The sequence below is a fragment of the Halomonas elongata DSM 2581 genome (assembly GCF_000196875.2).
Classification (GTDB): Bacteria; Pseudomonadota; Gammaproteobacteria; order Pseudomonadales; family Halomonadaceae; genus Halomonas; species Halomonas elongata.
In genome coordinates, this window is the sequence record NC_014532.2 from 3184753 (window position 1) to 3207946 (window position 23194).

At 65.9% G+C, this 23194-nt stretch carries 21 protein-coding genes; 3 read left to right on the forward strand and 18 right to left on the reverse strand.

Going from position 1 to position 23194, the window contains the following annotated elements; genetic code table 11:
* Positions 1-3: 3 nt before the first annotated feature.
* Both HELO_RS14880 and dcuS read right to left on the reverse strand, forming a co-directional pair.
* The gene (locus tag HELO_RS14880) at positions 4-720 is read right to left on the reverse strand and encodes a response regulator (RefSeq protein WP_013333471.1); all 717 of its coding nucleotides are present in this window, start codon (positions 718-720) and stop codon (positions 4-6) included.
* The gene (dcuS, locus tag HELO_RS14885; RefSeq protein ID WP_013333472.1) at positions 717-2351 is read right to left on the reverse strand and encodes a DcuS/MalK family sensor histidine kinase; all 1635 of its coding nucleotides are present in this window, start codon (positions 2349-2351) and stop codon (positions 717-719) included. Before dcuS ends, HELO_RS14880 begins: the two co-directional genes overlap by 4 nt.
* Before the next feature lie 250 nt (positions 2352-2601).
* Between dcuS and HELO_RS14890 the strand changes: the two genes are divergently transcribed.
* Positions 2602-3912 carry a 2-hydroxycarboxylate transporter family protein gene (locus tag HELO_RS14890; RefSeq protein ID WP_041602177.1) on the forward strand — a complete coding sequence of 437 codons (1311 nt, stop codon included), beginning with the start codon at positions 2602-2604 and terminating at the stop codon, positions 3910-3912.
* 168 nt (positions 3913-4080) lie between these two features.
* Here the strand turns inward: HELO_RS14890 and HELO_RS14895 are convergent, their stop codons facing one another.
* The 14 genes from HELO_RS14895 to ccmA form a co-directional block, all read right to left on the reverse strand.
* Complete coding sequence (locus HELO_RS14895; RefSeq protein WP_013333474.1) at positions 4081-4350, reverse strand: YheU family protein; 270 nt, start codon at positions 4348-4350, stop codon at positions 4081-4083.
* A complete protein-coding gene (ligA, locus tag HELO_RS14900; protein WP_041602178.1) occupies positions 4343-6391 on the reverse strand; it encodes an NAD-dependent DNA ligase LigA in 2049 nt (682 codons plus the stop codon). The genes HELO_RS14895 and ligA overlap by 8 nt, the downstream gene beginning before the upstream one ends.
* A 132-nt stretch (positions 6392-6523) precedes the next feature.
* Positions 6524-8083: a cell division protein ZipA gene (gene zipA, locus HELO_RS14905; protein ID WP_013333476.1), complete on the reverse strand. Its 1560-nt coding sequence runs from the start codon at positions 8081-8083 to the stop codon at positions 6524-6526.
* The gene (locus HELO_RS19280; RefSeq protein WP_162301215.1) at positions 8062-8310 is read right to left on the reverse strand and encodes a hypothetical protein; all 249 of its coding nucleotides are present in this window, start codon (positions 8308-8310) and stop codon (positions 8062-8064) included. The genes zipA and HELO_RS19280 overlap by 22 nt, the downstream gene beginning before the upstream one ends.
* On the reverse strand, positions 8310-11804 hold the full coding sequence (gene smc / locus HELO_RS14910) for a chromosome segregation protein SMC (protein WP_013333477.1): 3495 nt from the start codon (positions 11802-11804) through the stop codon (positions 8310-8312). The genes HELO_RS19280 and smc overlap by 1 nt, the downstream gene beginning before the upstream one ends.
* 3 nt (positions 11805-11807) lie before the next feature.
* Positions 11808-12755, reverse strand: a complete 948-nt coding sequence (gene ccmI / locus HELO_RS14915; RefSeq protein WP_013333478.1) for a c-type cytochrome biogenesis protein CcmI — start codon at positions 12753-12755, stop codon at positions 11808-11810.
* Positions 12752-13279 carry a cytochrome c-type biogenesis protein gene (locus tag HELO_RS14920; protein ID WP_013333479.1) on the reverse strand — a complete coding sequence of 176 codons (528 nt, stop codon included), beginning with the start codon at positions 13277-13279 and terminating at the stop codon, positions 12752-12754. Before HELO_RS14920 ends, ccmI begins: the two co-directional genes overlap by 4 nt.
* A complete protein-coding gene (locus tag HELO_RS14925; protein WP_013333480.1) occupies positions 13267-13797 on the reverse strand; it encodes a DsbE family thiol:disulfide interchange protein in 531 nt (176 codons plus the stop codon). The genes HELO_RS14920 and HELO_RS14925 overlap by 13 nt, the downstream gene beginning before the upstream one ends.
* Positions 13794-15797 (reverse strand): heme lyase CcmF/NrfE family subunit, encoded by a 2004-nt coding sequence (locus tag HELO_RS14930; protein ID WP_013333481.1) that lies wholly within the window; start codon positions 15795-15797, stop codon positions 13794-13796. Before HELO_RS14930 ends, HELO_RS14925 begins: the two co-directional genes overlap by 4 nt.
* A gap of 12 nt (positions 15798-15809) precedes the next feature.
* Positions 15810-16313: a cytochrome c maturation protein CcmE gene (gene ccmE / locus HELO_RS14935; protein WP_013333482.1), complete on the reverse strand. Its 504-nt coding sequence runs from the start codon at positions 16311-16313 to the stop codon at positions 15810-15812.
* Entirely contained in the window at positions 16310-16522 is a 213-nt protein-coding gene (ccmD, locus tag HELO_RS14940; RefSeq protein ID WP_013333483.1) for a heme exporter protein CcmD, read from the reverse strand. Before ccmD ends, ccmE begins: the two co-directional genes overlap by 4 nt.
* Entirely contained in the window at positions 16522-17262 is a 741-nt protein-coding gene (locus HELO_RS14945; RefSeq protein WP_013333484.1) for a heme ABC transporter permease, read from the reverse strand. Before HELO_RS14945 ends, ccmD begins: the two co-directional genes overlap by 1 nt.
* Positions 17263-17277: 15 nt before the next feature.
* Entirely contained in the window at positions 17278-17949 is a 672-nt protein-coding gene (ccmB, locus tag HELO_RS14950) for a heme exporter protein CcmB (protein ID WP_013333485.1), read from the reverse strand.
* Positions 17950-17995: 46 nt separating this feature from the next.
* Positions 17996-18640, reverse strand: a complete 645-nt coding sequence (gene ccmA, locus HELO_RS14955; protein ID WP_041602180.1) for a cytochrome c biogenesis heme-transporting ATPase CcmA — start codon at positions 18638-18640, stop codon at positions 17996-17998.
* Between the two features lie 204 nt (positions 18641-18844).
* Here ccmA and lexA point away from each other — a divergent pair, with 204 nt between their 5' ends.
* The gene (gene lexA / locus HELO_RS14960; protein WP_013333487.1) at positions 18845-19321 is read left to right on the forward strand and encodes a transcriptional repressor LexA; all 477 of its coding nucleotides are present in this window, start codon (positions 18845-18847) and stop codon (positions 19319-19321) included.
* Positions 19321-19941 (forward strand): IMPACT family protein, encoded by a 621-nt coding sequence (locus tag HELO_RS14965; protein ID WP_013333488.1) that lies wholly within the window; start codon positions 19321-19323, stop codon positions 19939-19941. The genes lexA and HELO_RS14965 overlap by 1 nt, the downstream gene beginning before the upstream one ends.
* Here the strand turns inward: HELO_RS14965 and HELO_RS14970 are convergent.
* Both HELO_RS14970 and HELO_RS14975 read right to left on the reverse strand, forming a co-directional pair.
* Positions 19907-21697 carry a GNAT family N-acyltransferase gene (locus tag HELO_RS14970; protein WP_013333489.1) on the reverse strand — a complete coding sequence of 597 codons (1791 nt, stop codon included), beginning with the start codon at positions 21695-21697 and terminating at the stop codon, positions 19907-19909. The two genes, HELO_RS14965 and HELO_RS14970, sit on opposite strands and share 35 nt — an antisense overlap.
* Positions 21698-21846: 149 nt before the next feature.
* On the reverse strand, positions 21847-23172 hold the full coding sequence (locus HELO_RS14975) for a sodium ion-translocating decarboxylase subunit beta (protein WP_013333490.1): 1326 nt from the start codon (positions 23170-23172) through the stop codon (positions 21847-21849).
* Positions 23173-23194 lie beyond the last annotated feature (22 nt).

The following is a 23194-nucleotide window of genomic DNA, read 5'->3' on the forward strand; positions in this document are numbered from 1 at the left end:
CTATTAGTTATCGGCCAGCCTCCCCAACGAGCGCCGGTCGAGACACCGATAAGTGAAGGAAGGCCGCCCCACCTGACCGTAGTGGAAGGATTCGTCGAGCAACTCGATGTCGGTCAGGTACTTGAGATACTTGCGCACCGAGACCCGCGACATGCCGGTGGCCGGCAGCAAGGCCTCGGTGGTGAAGGCGTCGTCATCGAGTTCGAGGATCGCCCTCGCCACTCGCGTCAGGGTCGGCACGGTCAGTCCCTTGGGCAGATCGCCTGCCCGACGCGGCGCGGAAGGCTGAGCCGGCTGGAACAACCGATCAATATCGCGCTGGGCCACCTGGCTCGGCAGTTCGGCCAGGGCGTCGCGTGCCTGTCGGCAGGCCAGCAGAGCATCGCGGAAGCGCTCGAAGGTGAATGGCTTGACCAGATAGTCGCTGACCCCCAGGCGTCGCGCGGTGCGCACCATTGCGGTCTCGGCGGCGGCGGTGATCAGCACCACCTCGACATCGCGTCCGTTGCGCTGCAGATACCGGACGACCTCGAGGCCGCTGCGATTGCGCAGGTAGATGTCGAGCAACACGAGGTCAACCGCCTCGCGCTCGAGCACATCGATCGCCGCCGGCACGCCATCGCACTGGGCGACCAGTTGCATGTCGTCCAGTCGATTGAGGTACTCGACATTGAGGCGCATGACCATGGGGTCATCCTCGACGATCAGCACGCGCATCATCCTTCTCCTTCGCCGCTTTGCGAAGCCACCGGATAAGGCAGCTCGACTTCGAACAAGGCGCCCCGGCCCGTCTCGCTGTAGACCGCCAGGCTGCCGCCGCACGCCTCGACCCGTTCACGTACCGCACTCAACCCCAGGCCACGACGCACGCCCTTGGTCGAGACACCGGGCTCGAACAACCGCTCGCGAACCCGGGGCGCAATGCCATCGCCGGTGTCCTGAACGTGCACGTCGAGCAGGTCTTCGTCCCAACTCAGCGTCAACGTCACGCACCGTTCGTCTCGGCCCTCGACGGCATCGAAGGCGTTTTCCAGCAAATTGCCCAGCACCGTGACCAACGTATGCGCCGATGCCGACTCGGCCGGCGTGGGCAGGCTCGACTCGAGCAACACCTCGAGGTGCAGATTGCGCTCCCGGGCCTCACTGCACTTGCCGAGCAGAAAGCCTGCCAGCACCGGATCTTCGATGTCCGAAGCCAGGACCACCCCCTGTGTGACGTGATGATCGACCAGTTCCCCCAGATAGCCGCGCAGGCTGTCGAGATCTCCCATCTGCGCCAGCCCCAGCATGACATGGCGCTGATTCTTGAACTCATGGGTGGTAGCGCGCAGGGCCTCCGCGTAGCGACTGACGCCGGTCAACTGCTCGGCCAGGGCATTGACCTCGCTCTTGTCGCGAAAGGTAGCGATGGCGCCGATCACTTGCCCACGATGATGGATCGGCAGGCGATTGGCGAGCACCACCTGGCCGTTGAGGTCGAGTTCCCGATCGAGCTTCTCGCCATCGCCGGCGAGCACCTCGGGCAAGCCGCTGTGCGGCAGATAGTCGGCCACCGCCTCGCCCAGGGGCGGCGACCCCAGCCCGGCACCGGCCAGCAGTTGCCGGGCAGTCGGATTGGCCAGGGTGATGCGCGCTTCGCGATCCACCGCCAGGATCCCCTCATGCACTGAAGCCAGCATGGCCTGGCGCTCCTCCACCAGGCGCGTGATCTGATAGGGCTCGAGCCCCAGTAGTACGCGTTTGATGTAGCGTGCCAACCAGCGTGCGCCCAGGGCACCGACGATCATCAGCAGGAGCACCCCGACCATCACGTCACGACGGTTATCGGCGAGCAACGCCCCCAGGGAATCGAGCGTCACTCCCACCGCTACCGCGCCGATCACCTCGCCCTGGTCATCGCGAACTGGCGCGAAGCCACGGATGCTGGTGCCCAGGGTACCCTCCGCCCGCGAGTGATAGACCTCGCCGGCCAGAGCCCGGTCTTCGTCGCCACCGCGGAAGTGGTGACCGATGCGTGACGGCTCCGGGTGAGTCAGACGCGTCGAACGGTCGTCCATGACCACCATGAAATCGACGCCCAGACGTTGCCGCAGCCCGTCGATACGCGATTGGAGGGCAGCGTCCCCCGTAGCGACGGCTGGCTGCCGGCGTCGCTCGAGCAGCGCCGCACGCACTCCAGATTCGTCGGCCAGGGTCTGGGCCAGGTCGGTGACACGCCTCGCCTGCGACTGTTCGAGCGCTTCATCCAACTGGGCGGTGAACAGCCACAACGCCAGGCCCAGCGAGAGAATCACCATCACCGCCACCAGCAGGAAGATCAGACTGTTCAAACGCAGGTGGGGGCGTGGCATGGAAACGGCTCCGGACAGCAGGACATGACAGGAAGACATTCGACCTTGGTGGCATTCCAGGCACCCTGCCGCTATGCCGTCAAGCGCGCTTTGACTTTCAATATTTTCAAAACGCTTTAACAACTTCCCCAATCTTGGCGCGGTGCGTGAGAGGCCTATCCTCGTCGCCAGCCATCAGCAGTCGACGGCCAAGACAGGCTGTCCGCTCACCGTCATCTCGCACGAAATGACCCGCTCCAAGGAGAATCCCATGAGTCAGTCCCTGACGGAGCAGGCCGCGCCGCACACCGCGACGTCGCATGCCTGGCTCGCTCAGCGCATCTTCGGCATGCCGTTGCCCATCTTCGCCCTGGCCCTGGCGGTCATGGTCGCAGCCATCGTCACAGACAGCCTGCCCACCGGCATGATCGGCGCCCTGCTGGTGATGATGCTGCTCGGCGAGTGCCTCGGCTTCATCGGCGACCGTCTGCCGATCCTCAAGACTTATCTGGGCGGCGGCGCCATCCTGGCGATCTTCGGTGCCGCCAGCCTGGTCTATCTCGGCTGGCTGCCCGCCCCGGTGGTCGACAACGTCACCGACTTCATGAAGGGCGGTGGCTTTCTCAACTTCTATATCGCCGCGCTGATCACCGGCAGCATCCTGGGCATGGATTCCGGAGTGCTGGTCAAGGTCGGCTCGCGCTACGCACTGCCGCTGCTCTGCGCGGTACTGGGCGCTGCCTTGTTCGCCATGGCGGTCGGCACGCTGCTGGGCTTTTCCGCCCAGGATGCCGTGGTGGTGATCACCCTGCCGATCCTCGGCGGCGGCATGGGGGCCGGCGCGGTGCCGATGAGCCAGATCTATGAACAACTGCTGGGGCAACCGGCCAGCTACTACATCTCGATCCTGGTGCCGGCACTGGCGCTGGGCAACGTCTTCGCCATCATCGTCGCCGGACTGCTCAACGGCCTCGGCAAGCGCTTCCCCGGCTTGACCGGCGATGGCCAGATGATGCCTGGCGTCGAGGTCGAGGAACACCAGAGCACACCCGAGTTGGGCAAGCTGGGCGTCGGCGTGGTGGCGGCCCTGACGCTGTTCACCGCCGGCCAGCTGCTGGGCCTGGTCATCCCGCTGCATCCTTATGCGCTGATGATCGTGCTGGTCGCCGTACTCAAGATCCTCGACGTAGTGCCGGACTCGATCAACGACTCGGCCGCCCAATGGTTCCAGTTCGTCGCCCGCAACTGGACCTTCGCCCTGCTGTTCGGCATCGGCATCGCCTATACCGACCTCGGCCAGGTGATCGACGCCATCTCGCTGACCTATGTGATGATCGTCTTCGCGGTGGTTGCCGGGGCGGCCTTCGGCGCCGGTCTGGTCGGCAAGCTGGTCGGCTTCTACCCGATCGAATCGGCGATCACTGCCGGGCTGTGCATGGCCAACATGGGCGGTACCGGCGACGTCGCGGTGCTCTCCGCGGCACGTCGCATGTCGCTGATGCCCTTCGCACAGATCTCGTCGCGGCTTGGCGGCGCCTTGATCCTGCTGATCTCGAGTATTGCCGTACCGCTGCTGGTTTGAGGAAGCGCTGCGTCAAGGGTTCCCTTCATACCCAATGGGTAGAGATGGACTTGTCCGGCGACGAGTCTTCGCGAGAGCGCAGTACCACTTCCCTAGGTGCTACATCCGCCGTTCACGGCGGATGACCCTAGCTTCACCTTATCCCCGGCACCTATCTCGTAGCGCGGCCTACCCCTCTTCCTCGTCGTCGGCGAGGTCGCGGCCGAAGGCGCGCCACTGCGCCAGCGTCATGACCTCGGTGGTCTCGGTCTCGAGGTCGTGGGCGATCAACAGCTCACCGCTCTCCAGTTGTCGCTTGAGCTGCGCCGTCCAGCCGGTCATGCCCTGCTCGGTGTCGCTGGTGTCGTATCCCTGACGGGTCACGAAGGCTTCCAGCAGGGCATCCAGAGTCTCCGCCGGCAGCATCCGGTGCGGTACCTCGATAAAGCGCTCACCCATCCTGTGCGTCTCCTTTCTCCCAGGCTTCCAGGCGTTCAAGGAAGGTCGCTTCGTCGATGACTTCCACGCCGAGTTGTTCGGCCTTGGTCAGCTTGCTGCCGGCGGCCTCACCGGCCACCAGGCAGGCGGTCTTCTTCGACACGCTGCCGGCCACCTTGGCGCCCAGCGCCTGGAGGCGAGCCTTGCCTTCGTCCCGGGTCATGCTCTCCATGGTGCCGGTCAGCACCCAGCTCTGCCCTTCGAGCAGGGTCGGGCCGATCTCGACCTCGGCTTCTTCCCAGTGCACGCCGGCCTGGCGCAGTGCCGCGATGGTGTCGCGGTTGTGCGGCTGGCGGAAGAAGGTATGCACATGGGCGGCCACGATGGGACCAACATCGTCCACCTGCTCCAGGGCATCGCGCTCGGCATCCATCAGCGCTTCCAGGGTGCCGAAGTGGCGCGCCAGATTGGCGGCGGTGGCTTCGCCCACTTCGCGGATTCCCAGCGCGAAGATGAAGCGTGGCAAGGTCGTCGCCTTGGCCTTCTCCAGGGCCGTCACCAGGTTCTGCGAGGATTTTTCGCCCATGCGCGGCAGGGTGGCGAGACGCTCCGCCTCGAGGGCGAACAGGTCGGCCGGTGTCTGTACCCAGTCGAGTTCGACGAGCTGGTCGATCAGCTTTTCGCCCAGCCCCTCGATGTCCAGGGCACGCCGACTGGCGAAGTGCTTGAGGGCTTCCTTGCGCTGCGCGGCACAGTACAGGCCGCCGGAACAGCGCGCCACGGCCTCGTCCTCGAGTCGCTCGATCTGGGAGTCGCAGACCGGGCAACGCTCGGGAAAGACGATCTCCCGGGCGTCGTCGGGTCGATCCTCCTCCTGTACACGCACCACCTGGGGAATCACATCGCCGGCACGCCGGATCGCCACCGTATCGCCGATCATGACGCCTAGCCGGGCAATCTCGTCGGCATTGTGCAGGGTGGCGTTGGAGACCGTGACCCCGGCCACCGAGACCGGCTCGAGCCGTGCCACCGGCGTGATGGCACCGGTGCGACCGACCTGGAATTCCACGTCGTTGAGGCGCGTCACCTGCTCCTGGGCAGGAAACTTGAAGGCGATGGCCCAGCGCGGTGCCCGGGCCACGAAGCCCAGTTCACGCTGCAGGCGCAGGTCGTCGACCTTGATCACCACGCCGTCGATGTCATAGCCCAGGGCATCGCGCTTCTCGCCGAGCGCCCGGCAGTATTCGATCACGCCCTCGGTTCCGCGCACGACCCGAAGCTCAGCGCTGGTGCGAAACCCGAATTCACTCAGGCGCGCCATCAGGGCACTGTGGCTGGCATCGCCGGCATCCGGCTCGATGCGCGCCGCCTGATAAGCGCTGAATTCCAGCGGGCGCTGGTCGGTGATACGCGGATCGAGCTGACGCAGGCTGCCGGCGGCGGCATTGCGCGGGTTGGCGAACACCTTGCCGCCCTCTTCCCGGGCCTTGTCGTTCATGGCCTCGAAATCGGCATGGCGCATGGTCACCTCGCCGCGCACTTCCAGTACGTCCGGCCAGTGCCGGCCACGCAGCTTCAGCGGGATCGACTTCAGCGTCCTGAGATTCGAAGTGATCCCTTCGCCAGTACGGCCGTCGCCACGGGTCACGCCGGCGGTCAGCTCGCCCCGTTCGTAGACCAGGGACACCGCCGCGCCGTCCAGCTTGGGTTCACAACAGAAGGCAATCGACTCGCCATCGATTTCGAGGCGATCGGCAACACGCTTGACGAAGGCGGCCAGCTCGTCCTCGTCGAAGGCATTGTCCAGTGACAGCATCGGCACAGCGTGCTCGATCTCCGGAAACCCGTCGGCAGGTGCGGCACCGACCCGCTGGGTGGGCGAATCGGGCCTGACGAGTTCGGGATATTCGGTCTCGATTTCCTGCAGACGCCGCAACTTGCGGTCATAGTCGGCGTCGGTCATGCGGGGTTCGTCGAGCACATAGTAACGATGATTGGCATCATCGAGTTCGGCACGCAGGCGCGCCGCCTCGTCCTGAATCGTGGGATCGGGCTGGGTCATGTCATCCGTGTCTCGATTTATGGCGAAGGCCCCGAAAAGCTCGAAGGCCTGCATGATTGCCTAGCTTACCAAAGCAACAACCCCCGCGGGATGACCTCACGGGGGTTGCTCTTCCAGCTTCCGGTTCAGGCGTTAATTCACCTGATAGCGATGCAGCCGATTGCGGCGCTCGAATTCCTGCACGCGCTGGCGGGCGAATTCCACGGTCTGAGCGGTCATCACGCTCATGTTCTCGTCCTTCAATTCACCGCCCAGGTGACGGACGATGACCATGGCCGTCTCGACCATCGCCTCGAAGGCCGCGGAGGTGTCGCTGGCACTCGGCAGCGGCATCAGCAGGGTGACGCCCGGCGTGTGGAAGTCATCCATGGAATGGATGGGGAAGGTGCCGGGCTTGACCACATTGACCATGGAGAATTGCAGCGGGCTTTCGGCATCCTCGGTCTCGAAGCGATGGAAGATGCCCATGTCGCGCCCGTAACGCAATCCGCAGGCCAGCATCAGGTCCAGCAGGGCCGCTCCCGAGAAGCCCTGTTCATCGCGCGACATCACGCTGATGACGATGACTTCTTCGGCGTGGCTCAAGGCCTGGCGGGCGTGCTCGGCGTTCACGTCGTGACGCATGGCCTTCTCCAGCACCGGATGCGCCTTGACCACATCGTCCTCGCGCGGCCCTTCCGCCATCTCGGCCGCTTCCTCGTCATAACGGGCATCATCGAACAGGGGATCATCGTCACGCTCGGCAGTCTCGGCCTCGAAGCGACGACGCTCCGCCTCACGTGCGGCCTGGGCCTCGGCGGCCTCCCGATCGTGACGAGCCTGCTCCTCGCGTTCGGCCTGCTCACGCTGCTTGCGCTCCGCACGCTCCTGTTCCTTGCGCGCCCGTTCCTGGCGCTTGTTGTCACGCCGTTCGGCGAGCGTCTTCTGCAGGGAGGAACCGAAACGTTGCATGGAGGACCCCACTCGCTTGGAACCGCTCTTCAAGGAGTCGCCCATGCCTTCAAGGTCGACCAATCGATAGCGGTCGTCATCATCGTAGGCTTCGTGATCGTCGGGATCGGCCGCCAGAGGCTCGGGGGCGGGATCGTCCGCGCGACGCTCGGCCCTCGAGCCGGCATCAATGTCGAACTCGGGCTCGCGCCGTTCCCCTCTCGCTTCCTCTTCTTCACGCGCTTCGCGATGCGCGCCGGGCATCGTCGCCACGTCGGGCGGCGGCGTCGTGACATCATCGTCTCGCGCCATTGCCGACGCACCGCTCCCACCGCCTCCCGAACGCACATTGGCATCCGGGGCGGCGCTCATGGTCGCGGCGCTCGCAGCCGAAGCGGCGGCCATGCCCCCGACCGCCGGCGCTTCGTCGTCATCCCGGCGTTGTTGCCGGAATTCGGAAAGCACCCGGGAGGGGCCGGGATGGTCCTGTCGCTGCAATTTCGGCTTGGGCTTCACGTCCGACTGCTCAGCCGGCCTGACGACACGTGCCCCTCCATTGGGCAGTTCCCAACTGAGCTCGGCTTCGCGAGCCGCCGCCTCGGGGTCTTCATCGGGATCCGCCGTCGCGCCGGCCGCCGGCTCGTAACCGGCCCGGTCGAGACGCGGTACCTGACGTTGGCGCTGGAGGCGACGTACCCCATCGATCACGATGAGGGTCACCAATGCCAGCCCAAGAATGATCAGCCACTCTCTAAGTTCCATGGGTCGTCATGCCTTTTGCTAAGGCGCCATGCCTGAAGGTTGTTCGACAACAGCATAGCGCGATTGCCCGAAAAAAGGCCACTTTTTTTGTTTGTCAAGCTCGGATTTTTTTCACCGAGTGTCGACAAGGCCCTTCGCAATCGCCCTTCATCAATCCCTTTGCGTACCTGCAGTGCAATATTGTTACCTTCCTTGTAAACCCTTTCACCATTATCGTTCAAGCCCATCAGGCCTCGGCAAGAGCCGCCGCCTCCTCGACGCCAACCGAGACCAGACGCGATACCCCTGGCTCTTGCATGGTCACCCCCATCAAGCGTTCCGACGCTTCCATGGCGATCTTGTTATGGGTGATATAAATGAACTGGACCGACTCCGACATTTCCTTAACCAGTTTGGCGTAGCGCCCCACATTGGCATCATCCAATGGCGCATCCACTTCATCCAGCATGCAGAAGGGCGCTGGATTGAGCTGGAAGATGGCAAAAACCATGGCCAACGCGGTCAGTGCCTTTTCGCCACCCGACAGCAGATGAATAGTGCTGTTCTTCTTGCCCGGGGGCCTGGCCATGATAGCGACCCCGGTCTCCAGCAAATCGTCGCCGGTCAGGGTCAACCATGCGGTCCCGCCGCCGAATATCTTGGGAAAAAGCGTCTGCAGACCCGTATTGACTCGCTCGAAAGTATCGCGAAAACGCGTCCGGGTTTCCTGGTCGATGCGCCGAATTGCCCGATCCAGCGTCTCCAGCGCCTCGCTGAGCTCGACATGCTGGGCCTCGAGATAGTCGCGCCGTTCGGCCTGCTGGTCGTACTCCTCGATGGCCGCGAGATTGATCGCACCGAGCCGGCGAATACGCTCACCGACCTCTTCCAGACGCGTCTGCCAGGCGGACTCGGTCGCGTTCGGGTCCAGCGACTCGGCCAGGGCATCGGCATCGTGTCCCAGCTCGCGTAGCTGCTCGTCCTGGGACTCGGCCTTGAGCGCCAGGGCCTGAACCTGCATGCGCGACTCCTGGAGACGCTCGCGAATGCCTTCGAGCTGACGCTCATGTCCCTGGCGTGCCTGCTCATCCTCGCGCAGCCGTTCGACCAAGGCAGCAGCACGGGAGCGGGCCTCGTTGAGTTCCCGTTCCTCGCGCTCACGACGGTGCAGCAGCTCGTCGAGCCGTTCGCGGCGTTCCTCATCGGGCTCATGCAGTCCTTCGCGTTCCTCTTCCAGTTCGCTGCAACGTTGTTCGAGACGCTGGCGTGCCTCGCCGGAGCGCCCCTGCTGTTCCGCCAGCCCGGCACGTTCGGTGGTCAGGCGCTGATGTTCCAGCGCCAGGCGCTGGGACTGTTCGGCGAGCGGACGCTGCTGGCTGCGCAGCGACGTCAGCCGTTCGCGGGCCTCGCGACGCTCCCGCTCCAGACGTTCGCGCTTCTCGGCGCCTTCCTCCAGCCGGGCCATGGCAGCCTGCCAGTGCTCCCGGGTTTCCTCGATGGCCTGGCGCGTTTCCTCGGCGGACGCTTCCAGCCCCTCGACTTCCTCGGCGAGCTCGGCGGCTCGCCCCTGGAGATGCTCCAGGCGGCTGGCCAGCCCGCTGTCCTGAACGGCCAGTTGCTGACGCTGTTGCTCCAGATCGCGCTGCTCGACCCGCACGGCCTCCAGGCCGGCTTCGGCCCGCTCGACCTCCTCACCGGCCTCGGCGAGCTGCGCCTCCAGCGTCTCGAGTCGCGCCTCCACCGTTGCCAGTTCCTCGCGCACCTCGGCCTCGCGGCGGCGGCTGACCAGCAGGGCATCCGGCCCGTCTTCCTGACCGCGATGCCGGGCCCAACCGTCGCCGACCCAGAGGCCATCGGCGGTAATCAGGCTTTCGCCGGGCGCCAACGCCGCCTGGCCGGCCCAGGCCTCTTCCCGGGTGGCCACGCAGCGAATGGTCGCCAGCCACTGGGCCGCCGCGCCGGCGCCCTTCACCTCGGCGGCGAGACTGCCGGGCGGCGCCTGGCGCTCCTCCGCCGACAACAGGCCCAACTCGGTGGCCAGTTCCGAGGCGAGGACACGGGCCCCGTCATCCGGCGACGCCATGCGAGCCTTGAGCCAGGGCGCCAGCACCCAGGAGACCACATCTTCCCAGCCCGGCGTGACATCGAGCCGTTCGCCGAGACGGGCGGCACCTTCCAGGCCATGCTCGGCCAGATGCGTGTCCAGGTGCTCATCGTGATCGGCGAGCGCTGCCTGGATCAGCGCCTCGAGCGACGCCAGCTCGCCCTGCAGGGTGCTGCGTCGCTGGCGATCCAGCTCGCGCGCTTCCTCGGCATCACGGACCCGCTCGCGGGCGGCGTCGCGACTCTCCTGCCAGGCGGCACGCTTTTCCTCGCTGGACGCCAGGTGCTCCTCGAGCTCGGCCAGACGCTCGGCGACTTCGCTTCGCTGGGCTTCGAGTGCCGCGAGGTCGGGAAGTTCCTCACGCTGCTGACGACGCTTGCGCGTATCGTCCTCGATGCGCTCGAGACGCGACTCCTGCTCGCGCAAGCGATCCTGTGCACGTTCGGCCTCGCGACTGTCTTCCTGCCAGCGCTCGCCGAACGCCTCCCAGGCGGCATCGGCCTCCTCGGCGAGCGGTTCGGCCTCCTCAAGGGCGGCCTCCAGTTCGGCGAGCCGCTCGGCGACCTCTTCCTGTTCCGGGCCCAGGGTCTCGAGGCGTTCGTCGAGCCGCGTCAGGCGTTCGCCGTCGTCCTCGCCCACCCGTTTCAGGTCGTCCAGTTCACGGCGGGCGCTTTCCAGGTCCCGGGCCAGTTGCTGGTCCCGAGCACGGGTATGTTCGAGGTCCTGCTCCAGGCGGGCGATCGCGGTGGTGGTCTCGTGGAAGCGCGCCTGATAGCCCTCCAGCTCGGAGGCCAGGCGATCGTGCTCGGCCCGCGCTTCCTCCAGCCGCGTCTCGCATTGGCGAAGGCCCAACACCTCGCGCTCCACGGCGGTCTCGAGCTCGCCGACCCGAGCTTCTTCCTCGTCCTGGCTGGCCTTCAGGGCACGGCCGCGCAACAGCGCCAACTCGCCCTTGAGCCGGTATTCCTCCTGCTTGAGGGTCTGGTAGCGCCGCGCCGCATCGGCCTGGCGCTTGAGCTTGTCCAACTGCTTGTCCAGCTCTTCGCGGATGTCCTCGAGACGCTCGAGGTTTTCCTGGGTCCGGCGCATGCGGTTCTCGGTCTCGCGGCGCCGCTCCTTGTACTTGGAGATGCCGGCCGCTTCCTCGAGGGTCGCGCGCAGTTCCTCGGGCCGCGACTCGATCAGCCGCGAGATCATGCCCTGGCCGATGATGGCGTAGGAGCGCGGCCCCAGGCCGGTACCGAGGAACAGATCGGCGATATCGCGACGACGACACTTCTGGCCATTGAAGAAGTAGCTGGACTGCCCCTCGCGGGTGACCTGCCGTTTCACCGAGATCTCGGCATACTGGGCATAGGGGCCGCCCATGGAGCCGTCGCGATTGTCGAACATCAGCTCGATGGAGGCCTGACCCACCGGCTTGCGGCCGGTGGAGCCATTGAAGATGACGTCGGCCATCGACTCGCCGCGCAGGGTCTTGGCCGAGGATTCCCCCATCACCCAGCGCACGGCATCGATGATGTTCGACTTGCCGCAGCCGTTGGGCCCGACGATGGCCGTCATGTTGCCGTCGAAGGGCACGCTGATGGGGTCGACGAAGGACTTGAAGCCGGCCAGGCGAATGGATGTCAGGCGCATGAATCAGTCGACCACCCTGTCGATGGCGGCATCGGGCGAGGCGCCGCCATTCGTTTGCGTATTGCCTGGCTTCCCGTTGCCCGCCTGTCCGCTGGCCTCCAGGCGTCGCTGCGCGGTCTCGATCCCCTGGCGCAGGGCATCGGCGGAGCCTGTGTCGCCCATGCCGGCAATGGCCCGGCGCCAGCGGTCGATGGCCAGTCGATAATCACCGCTCTCGAAAGCGTCTATCCCCAGCATGCCCAGTACCGTGGGCTGGTCGGGGGCCTCGGCGAGCACTTCGTCGACCAGCGCCTGAACGTCTTCGTCGAGCGTGCGTCCCGCGGCGAAGTAGCGCAACTGCGCCAGCTCGGCCAGCAGCGCCGGACGCCGGCCCTCCAGTTCGATCAGTCGCGTCAGGGCCGACTCGGCGTCCTCGACCCGCCCGGTATCGCGATAGAGCGGGAACAGCGCACGCCAGACATCGGCGTTCTCCGGCTGTCGCGCGGCCTGGATCTCGAGCGCCTGGACCAGCTCGCTCACCGATGCATCGGGTTTCTGCAGGACCTGCTGCTGGGCGGCACGCAGTGCCAGGTCGTCCTCGGCGCCCTCGTGGCGATACCAGAACACGCTGACCGCCACCAGGACGATCATCGTCACCGGCACCAGCAGGCGCCCCGACAGGGCAGACTTCAAGGGTGAGCGACGCGAACGCTCGGTGTCCTCGAGCAGGCCACGCTCCAGCTCCAGGCGGTCCTCCTCGAAACGCTCGGCATCGATATCCCCCCGTGCCAGGGCCGCTTCGAGCGAGGCCAGGCGACGCCGATAGATCGACACATTCTGCTCGGTACCCGGCTCGTCCTGCTCGGCGGCACACTGGGCCGCACGCACGCCCTCGGCACGGCGCAGGGGCACGATCAGCAACCACAGGGCCGGCAGCAGCAGGATGGCGAAGGCGAGCCAGAGCTGAGTCATTCGTTCCTCTCGTGATGAGCCGGGTCGTGATGAGCGGCGTCTTGATGAACGGTATCGTGGAGCGCTCCCGGGCGATTGACCAGGGCATCGAGGCGGGCACGCTCGGCCTCGCTGAGCCCGCGGGCGGCAACATGGCGACGCGCCCGCACCAGCAGGATCACCAGCACGAGGCCGAGCACCACCAGGGCCGCGGGCAAGCCCCACAGCAGGAGCGTGCGTCCTTCGAGGCGCGGATTATAAAGCACATAGTCGCCGAAGCGATGCACCATGAAGTCGAGAATTTCCTTGTCCGAACGCCCTTGCTGCAACTGCTGGTAGACGTGCTCGCGCATGTCGCCGGCGATGGGCGAGTCGGAGTCGCCGATCGACTGGTTCTCGCACTTGGGGCAGCGCAGCGTCGCGGTGAGATCGTGGTAGCGCTGTTCCAGGACCGGATCGTCGAACTGGCGCACTTCCACGGCGGCCAGGGCCGGCAGCGCAAGCGCTGTCAGCAGGATCAGCAGCCAGACACTCACTCGCGCCATTTTTCCACCTCCGGCATGATCACGCGGGACACGTCCTTCGGGGCAATGTAGCCGGTGTGGTGATAGCGGATCACCCCGTCGGCGTCGACCAGGAAGGTCTCCGGTGCGCCATAGACACCGAGATCGAAGCCCAGACTGCCTTCCGGGTCGAAGATGTTGACTTCGAAGGGATTGCCGAACTCCTCGAGGAAGGCCTGCCCCTTGGCCCGGGTATCCTTGTAGTCGACCCCCACCAATCGTACGCCGCGCTCGGCCAGCTCGAGCAACTGGGGCATTTCCTGCTTGCAGGTCGGGCACCACTCGCCCCAGACATTGACCAGGGTCACCTCGCCCTCGAGCAGCGAAGCATCCACCCGACGCTCGGGATCGGCCAGGGTGGCGAGATCGAACGCGGGGAAGTCCCGGGCCACCATGGCCGAGTCACGGTGCGACGGATCCATCGACAGGCCGCGATACAAGAAGCCTCCCAGCACGAGAAACCCCAGCAACGGCAGCAACAGCAACAGGCGACGCTTCATGCACTGGCCTCCCGCGCATTCGTCAGGGCGGCACGTTCCGGGTCGCGGGCGGTGGCTGCGCGACGATAGCGGCGGTCGATCACCGCCAGGATGCCACCGATGGCCATCAGCAGACCGCCCAGCCACAACCAGCGCACCAGCGGCTTGTACTGGAGGCGCAAGGCCCAGCTGCCATCACCCAGATCCTCGCCCATGGCCACGTAGAGATCCCGCAGCGGTCCCGGGCGCAGGGCGACATCGGTCATCGGCATGCCGGTGGCAAGATACAGGCGCTTCTCCGGCATCATCACGAAGTGGCGATCGTCATCGCCGCGCTGCACCTCGAGGCGGGCCGTATCGGCGATGAAATTGGGGCCGCGACGCTCACCGAGCTCGGTCAGGGTGAAGGTGTAGCCGGCCAGGCTGGCCGTATCGCCGACGCCCATGCGGACATTGCGCTCGACGGAATAATTGGCGACCACGCTGACCCCGACGATGGTCACCGCCACGCCCAGGTGCGCCAGCAGCATGCCCCAGTAGGCCAGCGACTGCTTGCGCAGGGCGGCCAGCTTCGAGGTGCCCTGGTGCATCCTGTCCAGCAGGCCGCGCAGCATGGGCAACACGATCCATAGCGCCGCCGCCAGCCCCAGCGAGACCCGCAGGTTCCACTCGCCGTCGTACAGCAGCGGTATCGCCCCGGCGATGATCAGGGCCATGCCACCGGCCAGCCAGGTGCGCTGCCAGAGCGTGCGTGTGCGCGTACGTTTCCACTGCGCCAGCGGCCCCAGTCCCATGAAGATGCAGAGCAGCACCGTCAGCGGTACGAACAGGGCGTTGAAATAAGGGGGGCCGACGCTGATCTTGCCCAGCCCGAAGGCATCGAGCAGCAACGGATAGAGCGTGCCCAGCAGCACGGTGACCGTCATGATCACCAGCAGGATGTTGTTGATCAGCAGCAGCGCATCGCGGGACAGCCAGGCAAAGCCCGTTCGCTGGCTGACTCGGGGCGCACGCAGCGCGAACAGCAGCAAGGACGCCCCCACGGTGATGCCCAGCAACACCAGAATGAAAAGCCCCCGCGACGGGTCGTTAGCGAAGGCGTGCACCGAGGTGAGCACGCCCGAACGCACCAGGAAGGTCCCCATCAACGACAGCGAAAAGGTCGAGATGGCCAGCAACACCGTCCAGCTCTTGAAGCTCCCGCGCTTCTCGGTCACCGCCAGGGAATGGATGAGCGCGGTACCGGCCAGCCAGGGCAGCAGGGAGGCATTCTCCACCGGATCCCAGAACCACCAGCCGCCCCAGCCGAGTTCGTAATAGGCCCACCAGCTACCCAGCGCGATGCCCACGGTGAGGAAAGCCCAGGCGACATTGGTCCAGGGCCGTGCCCAGCGGGTCCAGGCGGCATCCAGGCGACCGCCAAGCAGCGCGGCGATGGCGAAGGCGAAGACCACCGAGAAACCGACATATCCCATGTAGAGCATCGGCGGATGGATGATCAGGCCGAAGTCCTGCAGCAGCGGATTCAGGTCGGCGCCATCGGACGGCACGTTCGGCAACAGCCGCGCGAAGGGATTGGACGTCGCCAGCACGAAGGTCAGAAATCCCGTGCTGATCAGCCCCATCACCCCCAGCACCCGGGCCAGCATGTCCCGGGGCAGCTCCCGGGAAAAGCGCGAGACGGCGTAGGTCCAGGCGCCGAGGATCAGGCTCCACAACAGTACAGAGCCCTCGTGGTTGCCCCAGACGGCACTGAACTTGTAGTACCAGGGCAGCATCGAGTTCGAATTGTTGGCCACCGTGGCCACGCTGAAGTCATCCAGCAGATAGCTGGCCGTCAGGCAGGCATAGGCAACGACCAGAAAGGCGAACTGGCCGGTCGCCATGGGACGCGCATAGGCCATCCACAACGGCCGACGGGTCGCGGCCCCGGCCAGCGGCACGCACCCCTGCACCGCCGCCATCAACAGGGCGATGATCAAGGCGAAATGGCCGATCTCGGGGATCATTTCGATCAGCATGGCGACTCCGCATCACTCCTGGTCGGCACGCCGCCCGGCGTCCAACCGTTTCCCCACCTCGGCGGCCTTGTCCTGATAGTCCTCCGGCGCATAGCCGGCATCTTCCAGGGCCTCGGCCACCTCAGGCGGCATGTAATTCTCGTCGTGCTTGGCCAGCACCTCGTCGGCACGCACCCAACCCTCCGGCTGCAGCCGGCCGACCACCACCACGCCCTGCCCTTCGCGGAAGAGGTCGGGCAGGATGCCGCTGTAACGCACCCTGACGTCCTCGACGTAATCGGTCACGGTGAAGGTCACGTCCAGGCTTTCCGGATCGCGCTTCACGGAGCCTTCCTTGACCATGCCGCCGGCGCGAATCTGACGTTCCAGCGGGGCGTCTCCGGCGACGATCTGCACCGGGCTGAAGAACAGGTTGATATTGCTGCGCAGGGCATAGAGCGTAAGCCCCACCGCGACCGCGATCAGGGCGACCATTCCCAGGACGACGAACAACTTCTGCTTGCGTCTGGCCCTCATGACCTCACCTCCCTGTTCGCGTCCGCGTTACGCACCTGCCGCTGCTCGCGTCGAGCTCGGCGGCGCAGCTCGCGCCACAGCCGGCGGCGTTCCAGGCGCAGGTGCAGCACCACACCCAGCAACAACAGCATGGTGGCGCCATAGGCAGGCCAGACGTAGGCCGCGTGACCGCCCATGGCCAGGAAGGCAGCGAATGAATCGAAGGCCATCAGCCATCCTCCCCGGCCAGCTCGCGTACCCAGCGCTTGGCGGATTCGCGATGCAGGATCACGCTGCGAGTCCGTGTCAGGGTCACGGCGATGAAGAAGCTATAGAAGCCCAGCACCATGATCAACAACGGCAGCCACATCTCGACGGGCATCGCCGGACGCGAGGTAATGGAAAAGGTGGCGGGCTGGTGCAGGGTGTACCACCACTCCACCGAATACTTGATGATCGGGATATTGATCACGCCGACCATGGTCAGCACCGAAGCCGCCCGCGCACCGCTGTCGCGACCGTCGAAGGCGCCCCGCAGGGCGATCACGCCGATGTATAGAAAGAACAGAAGCAGCATCGAGGTCAGGCGGGCGTCCCACTGCCACCAGGTTCCCCAGGTCGGCACGCCCCACACCGCGCCGGACAACAGCGCCACGAAAGTCATGCCGGCGCCCAGCGGAGCCATCGCCGTGGCCGCCATGTCGGCCAGCTTGATCTTCCAGACCATGAACACCAGCCCGGCCAGCGCCATGGCGACGAAGATCGACTGGGCGAGAAAGGCCGCCGGCACATGGACATAGATGATGCGAAAGCTGTTGCCCTGCTGATAGTCGGCCGGCGCGAAGGCCAGCCCCCAGACGATGCCCGTCCCGATCAGCAGCGCCGCCGCCGCCCAGAACCAGGGCGAGAGCCGGGCGCTCAAGGCGTAGAAGCCTTTCGGGGAAGCGAACTTGTGAATGAAGGCCCACATTGACGTGACGATACCTCAACCGTTGAGACTGATACGCAGCGACGCCGCAATCGCCCAGGGCGCGAACACCAGCGCCGCCGCCAGCAATGCGCCGAGCAGGGCCAGATGCGCCGCCACGCTGGTGCCCGCGATCGCCGCCTGGACGGCGCCGGCGCCGAAGATCAGCACCGGTACATAAAGTGGCAACACCAGAAGCGACAACAGAACACCGCCCCGGGAAAGGCCGACGGTCAAGGCCGCTCCGATCGCACCGATCAGGCTCAACGTGGCGCTGCCCAGCGCCAGCGACAGCACCAGCACGGCGTAGCTGCCGGGCGGCAACGACAGCATGACGCCCAGCACCGGCGCCATCAATGCCAATGGCAGGCCGGTCGTCAGCCAATGCACCGCCACCTTGGCCAGCACCAGCAGCGCCAGGGGCTGAGGCACCAGCAACAACTGTTCGAGGGTGCCATCCTCGATGTCGTCGCGGAACATGCCGTCCAGCGACAGCAAGGCGGCGAGCAACGCCGCCACCCACAACAGGCCCGGCGCGATGGTTGCCAGCAAGTCCGGGTCCGGCGAGATGCCGATCGGGAACAGGGTGATCACCAGGGCAAAGAAGGCCAGGGAGTTGAACGCCGCACCGGGGCGTCTCAGCACCACCACCAGGTCCCGACGCATGAGTGCGAACAGGGCCAGCGCCATGCCGGCCTCCGGCTCCCGGCCGGGCACGCAGATGTCCGAACTGGCCTCAGGACGCGACATAAGCCATCCCCTCGCCCAGCCGCACGCGACGCATCGGCACCGACACATCCAGAGGCTGATGGGTCGTCAGCACCACGCTTCCCCCGTCTTGCACATGCGCCGCCAGCCGCATTTCCAGATCGGCCACGCCCTCACGGTCAATAGCGGTGAAGGGCTCATCGAGCACCCAGAGCGGACGCGGCGTCGACTCGAGGCGAGCCAGCGCTACCCGCCGCTGCTGGCCGGCGGAAAGCTGGCCGGCGGGCACATCCTCGAACCCCGCCAGCCCCACCGCCTCCAGGGCCGACATCCGTTGCGCCTCGGTGCCGGCGACGCCGGCCATGGCCTGATACCAGGCCAGGTTCTCGAGCGGAGTCAGGGCGGCCTTGATGCCGGGAGCATGACCGAGATACAGCAGGCTGGCGAGGAAGTCCCGGTGAACGCGTCGCAGCGGCGCGTCCCGCCAGAAGATAGAGCCCTGATGATCCGCGAGTTGCCCGGACAGAATCTTGAGCAGGGTCGTCTTGCCGCTGCCGTTCGGCCCTTCGACACGCAGGATCTCGCCGCCGCGGATCTCCAGGTCGAGATCGCGAAACAGCCAGCGACCGTCCCGTTCACAGGCCAGCTTTCGGGCTTGCAGGCGCAGGCTCAAGGTGCTCTCCGAACCAGGGGAATCTGGCCCAAAACTGTACACGGAAAAGGTTTTCATCGCCAGTATACAAAGATGCCGAAAAGGTGAGCCCATGATGCTCGACGCCAGCGAAGACAGCCTTCTCTTGCCAGATTCATATCGCCTGCTATGCTGACCAAGTACTGTATGAATCGACAGTCATCGCCAACGGAGAGACGTCGCGCCATGCCAAGTCCCACAACACAAGCACAGTACCTGTTCCGCCAGCCCAACCTGCCCCTGGCCTCCTCATGGTTACCCATCGACGCCGATGAGCTGGTGGAGATCCCCCTGCTCGGCCGCGTCTCGGCCGGCATGCCCATCGAAGCTTGCCTGGACGCCGGCAGCATCGAGGTGCCCACGCGCATGGTCAGGCGCAACACCTACGCCCTGCGGGTGCACGGCAATTCCATGATCGATTGCAACATCTTCGACGGGGATGTGATTATCATCGAGCGTCGCGAAAGCGCCGAGAACGGCGAAACAGCGGTGGTGATGATCAACGATCAGGAGGTTACCCTGAAGAAGCTCTACATCGAGAAGTCCGGCGTACGGCTGCAACCGGCCAACGAAGAGATGGCGCCCATCTATCTGCGCAACAGCGATATCCAGGTATTGGGCCTGGTGATGGGTGTGGTGCGACAGCCGGATCTGGCCGCCTGATGCGCTACGCCGTTCCCGACCTCGCCGAGGGCACCTGGCGCGAAACCGAGCTGGAAATCGAGCGCAGCCGCTTCATCACCTGGACCGCACACACCCCGGACGCGACCGCCTTCGAGGCCCTGCTGGCCGAGGCGCGTCGCGCCCACTCCGGCGCCAGCCACCATTGCAGCGCCTTCATTGCCGGTCCTCCCGGCGAACAGAACGCCATCGGCTTCTCCGACGACGGCGAGCCCGGCGGCACTGCCGGCCGCCCCATGTTCCAGGTGCTGGAAGGCGCCGGGCTCGGACAAGTCGGCTGCGTGGTCATCCGCTATTTCGGCGGCATCAAGCTCGGTACCGGTGGCCTGGCACGTGCCTATGCCCAGGCGGTCAGCGAGGCGCTCGACAGCCTGCCCAGGCGTGAGGTCGTCGAACGCATGCCCTTGAGCCTGAAGGTCGACTTCGCCGGCGAAGCCGTGGCCCGCGCCTGGTGTGGCGAGCACGACATTCCCATCGTACATGCCGACTACCAGGCCGACGGCGTGACGCTGACCCTCGGCTGGCCGAGCGACGTCGAGCGCGACCTCGAACCCCTCAACGCCCGGCTCAAGGGGCGAATGACACTGATCGAGCCCGCCTAGTCGCCTGCTCGATGCCTGCCTGGCTCTCGGCGTCGCCCCTTGCCGTATCGCCGATATAGCGCGCTCGCTTCTCCGGCTTGAGCCGGGTGACGTCGACCACCACCAGGCCGTCGGTGCAGTAGCCGAAGCCGGCGTCCACGCCGAAAGCCAAAAAGCGCGCTCCGCCGGGCTCGGCGACATCGATGTACTGCTTGTAGAGGGCCGGCACGCCGGCGCCCATTGCCTGAAGGGCATGGCGCAGGCGCCGGAAATCCTCCTTGGCATCGTCACCCCGCAGCAACCGCTCCACTTCCTGCTGCCCGGCCCGCGACAGCCGGAAGGGAGCCCGAGGCCGGATCCGGGCCTCGCCGTCGCCATGGTAGTGCTGGTAGTAGCCCACCAGCAGCTCCTTGGCCAACGGCGGCATCAGGTTGGGAATGGTCACCGGCCCGAACAGCCAGCGTACCTCGGGGTGCTCGCGCAGGTAGGCCCCCAGGCCAACCCAGAGATAATCCAGGCTGCGCCGCCCCCAGTAGCGCGGCTGCACGAAACTGCGTCCCAGCTCCAGGCCATGACGCCACTGCTCCCAGGGCGCCTGCTCGAGCTGGAAGATCGTCGAGCCATAGAGGCCTTCCGGGCCATGACGGTCGAGGATCGCGCCGACCTCGCCCAGCCGGTAGGCGCCAGCAATCTCGAGATCCTGTTCGTCCCACAGGATCAAGTGGCGATAGTGATTGTCGAAATCGTCCAGATCGCGCTTGTTGCCCGTCCCCTCGCCGACGCGGCGAAAGGTGATCTCGCGTAGACGGCCGATTTCGCGCATCACCGCCGAGTCGGGCCGGCTATCGAACAGCAGGATCCGCTTGCCGTCCGCCGTCTCGCCCAGGCGACGCGCCTCGCGCAGCTCCTCGCGCAGGCGCTGGCGGCTCTCCGGCCGGGCAATGCCGGTCTCGCTGACGAACACGCCCTTGCGGCCACGTCCCAGTCGATACACATGCTTGCGCAACAGCTTCAGCTTGACCGGCGTGGTCAGGTCGTCACGATCGAAGCGTTCCAGCGGAATCAAGCCGCCCACGCGCAGGGCGATCTGACGGTCGCGCTGACGGAACATCTCGCTGGGCAACATCAGGGTCCCGAGCGGTGCGCTCAGCGATGCCAGGCTGTAGAAACGCGAAGAATTGCGACCGCCCACGTGCACCGGCAGGATCGGCGAATTGGTGCGCCGCGCCGCATGCAGAAAGCCCGACAACCACTTGCCGTCGCGAATCCCGGCGGGGCCGGCCCGCGACACCTCGCCGGAGGGGAAGACGATCACCGCCCGATCCTCCTCCAGTGCACCGATCATGCGCTCCAGGCTGCGCCGAAAGCCCTTCCGCGACAGGTTATCCACCGGCAGCATCACTTCGCGCAACGGCTCGATCTGCAGCAAGAGGTCATTGGCCAGGATCCGCACATCGGGACGCAGCTCGGCCACCATCTTGATCAGAGCCAGGCCATCCAGAGCCCCCATGGGGTGATTCGCCACGATCACCACCCGGCCGGTGGCGGGAATGTTGTCGCGATCCCGGGACGACAGAGTGTAGCCGAACCGGAAATAATCGAAGACCTGGTCGATGAATTCGAGCCAGCCCAGCCCTCCATAGCGGGCCAGGAAGTCGTTGACGTCACGCTCGTGCACCAGCCGGCGCAGGCCGGCAACCAGTGGCCTGCGCACCCAGGCAGGCCAGGCCGCGATGCGGGGGGACTTGCCCAGCAGGGCGCTTTCGATATCGATCATCCGACACTCGCTCCAGTCGGGCGCCACAGCGCCGATGCCTCAAGGCTAGGAGCGAAAGATGACAGGAGGATGGCGACCCCGGAACGCGATACGGCGCCCCGAAGGGCGCCGTATCGTCATCACGGCAGGCAAGGATGCCCCATGCAGGGTCAGCCGAGATACTTGATCATCACCCCGGCGGCCACCGCCGAGCCGATGACGCCGGCCACATTGGGCCCCATGGCATGCATCAGCAGGAAGTTGTGGGGATTGGACTCCAGCCCCACCTTGTTGGAGACCCGCGCCGCCATGGGCACCGCCGAGACCCCGGCGGAGCCGATCAGCGGATTGATCGACTGCTTGCTGACCGCATTGAGCAGCTTGGCCATGAGAATGCCGCAGGCCGTGCCGATGGCGAAGGCCACCATGCCGAGACCGAGGATACCCAGGGTCTCGAGGGCCAGGAAGCGGTCCGCCATCAGCTTGGAGCCCACCGAGAGCCCGAGGAAGATGGTCACGGTGTTGATCAGGGCATTCTGGGCGGTATCGGAGAGCCGTTCGACCACACCGCACTCGCGCATCAGGTTGCCGAAGCAGAACATCCCCAGCAGGGGCGCGGCATCGGGCAGGAAGAGCACGACCAGGATCAGCAGCGCCAGCGGAAAGACGATCTTCTCCAGCTTGGACACCGGCCGCAGCTGGGTCATGGTGATCTCGCGCTCCCGGGTCGAGGTCAGCGCCCGCATGATCGGCGGCTGGATCAACGGGACCAGCGCCATGTAGGAATAGGACGCCACGGCGATGGCCCCCAGCAGCTCCGGTGCCAGCAGGCTCGAGACATAGATCGAGGTCGGCCCGTCGGCGCCGCCGATGATGCCGATGGCAGCGGCCTGCTTGAGCGAGAAGTCCATCACGCCCATCGCCGAGAGCCCCACCGCACCGAGCAGCGTGGCGAAGATACCGAACTGGGCGGCGGCCCCCAGGAACAGCGTGCGCGGATTGGCCAGCAGTGGGCCGAAATCGGTCATGGCGCCGACGCCCATGAAGATCACCAGCGGCGCCACACCGGAGGCGATCGCCACGCTGTAGAACTGATGCAGCATGCCGGGGGCATAGCCAGCGCTGACAGCCGCGTCGTTGGCGGCGCGCACCAGTGCCGGCGAAGTGTCGCCGTGCAGCGTCTCGGTCAATAGATGCCGCGCACTCTCGATTCCGGCGGCCGGGTCCAGTGCCACGCCGAGCGCCGAAGCCAGGCTCTCGAGCACCTGGGGACCGGCCTGGTGGGCGGCCTGTTCGGCGGCCGACAGGGCCAGCCCAGCCTCGGGGATATTGGCCAGGATGCCACCGAAACCGATCGGCACCAGCAACAGCGGCTCGAACTTCTTGTTGATCGCCAGGTAGAGCAGCACCAGCCCGACCAGGATCATCACGCTCTGGCCCCAGTCCAGGTTGTAGAGCCCGGAGCCGTGCCACAGGGTCAATAGCTTGTCTGTCATGAATCCATCCTTGAGGAAGTGC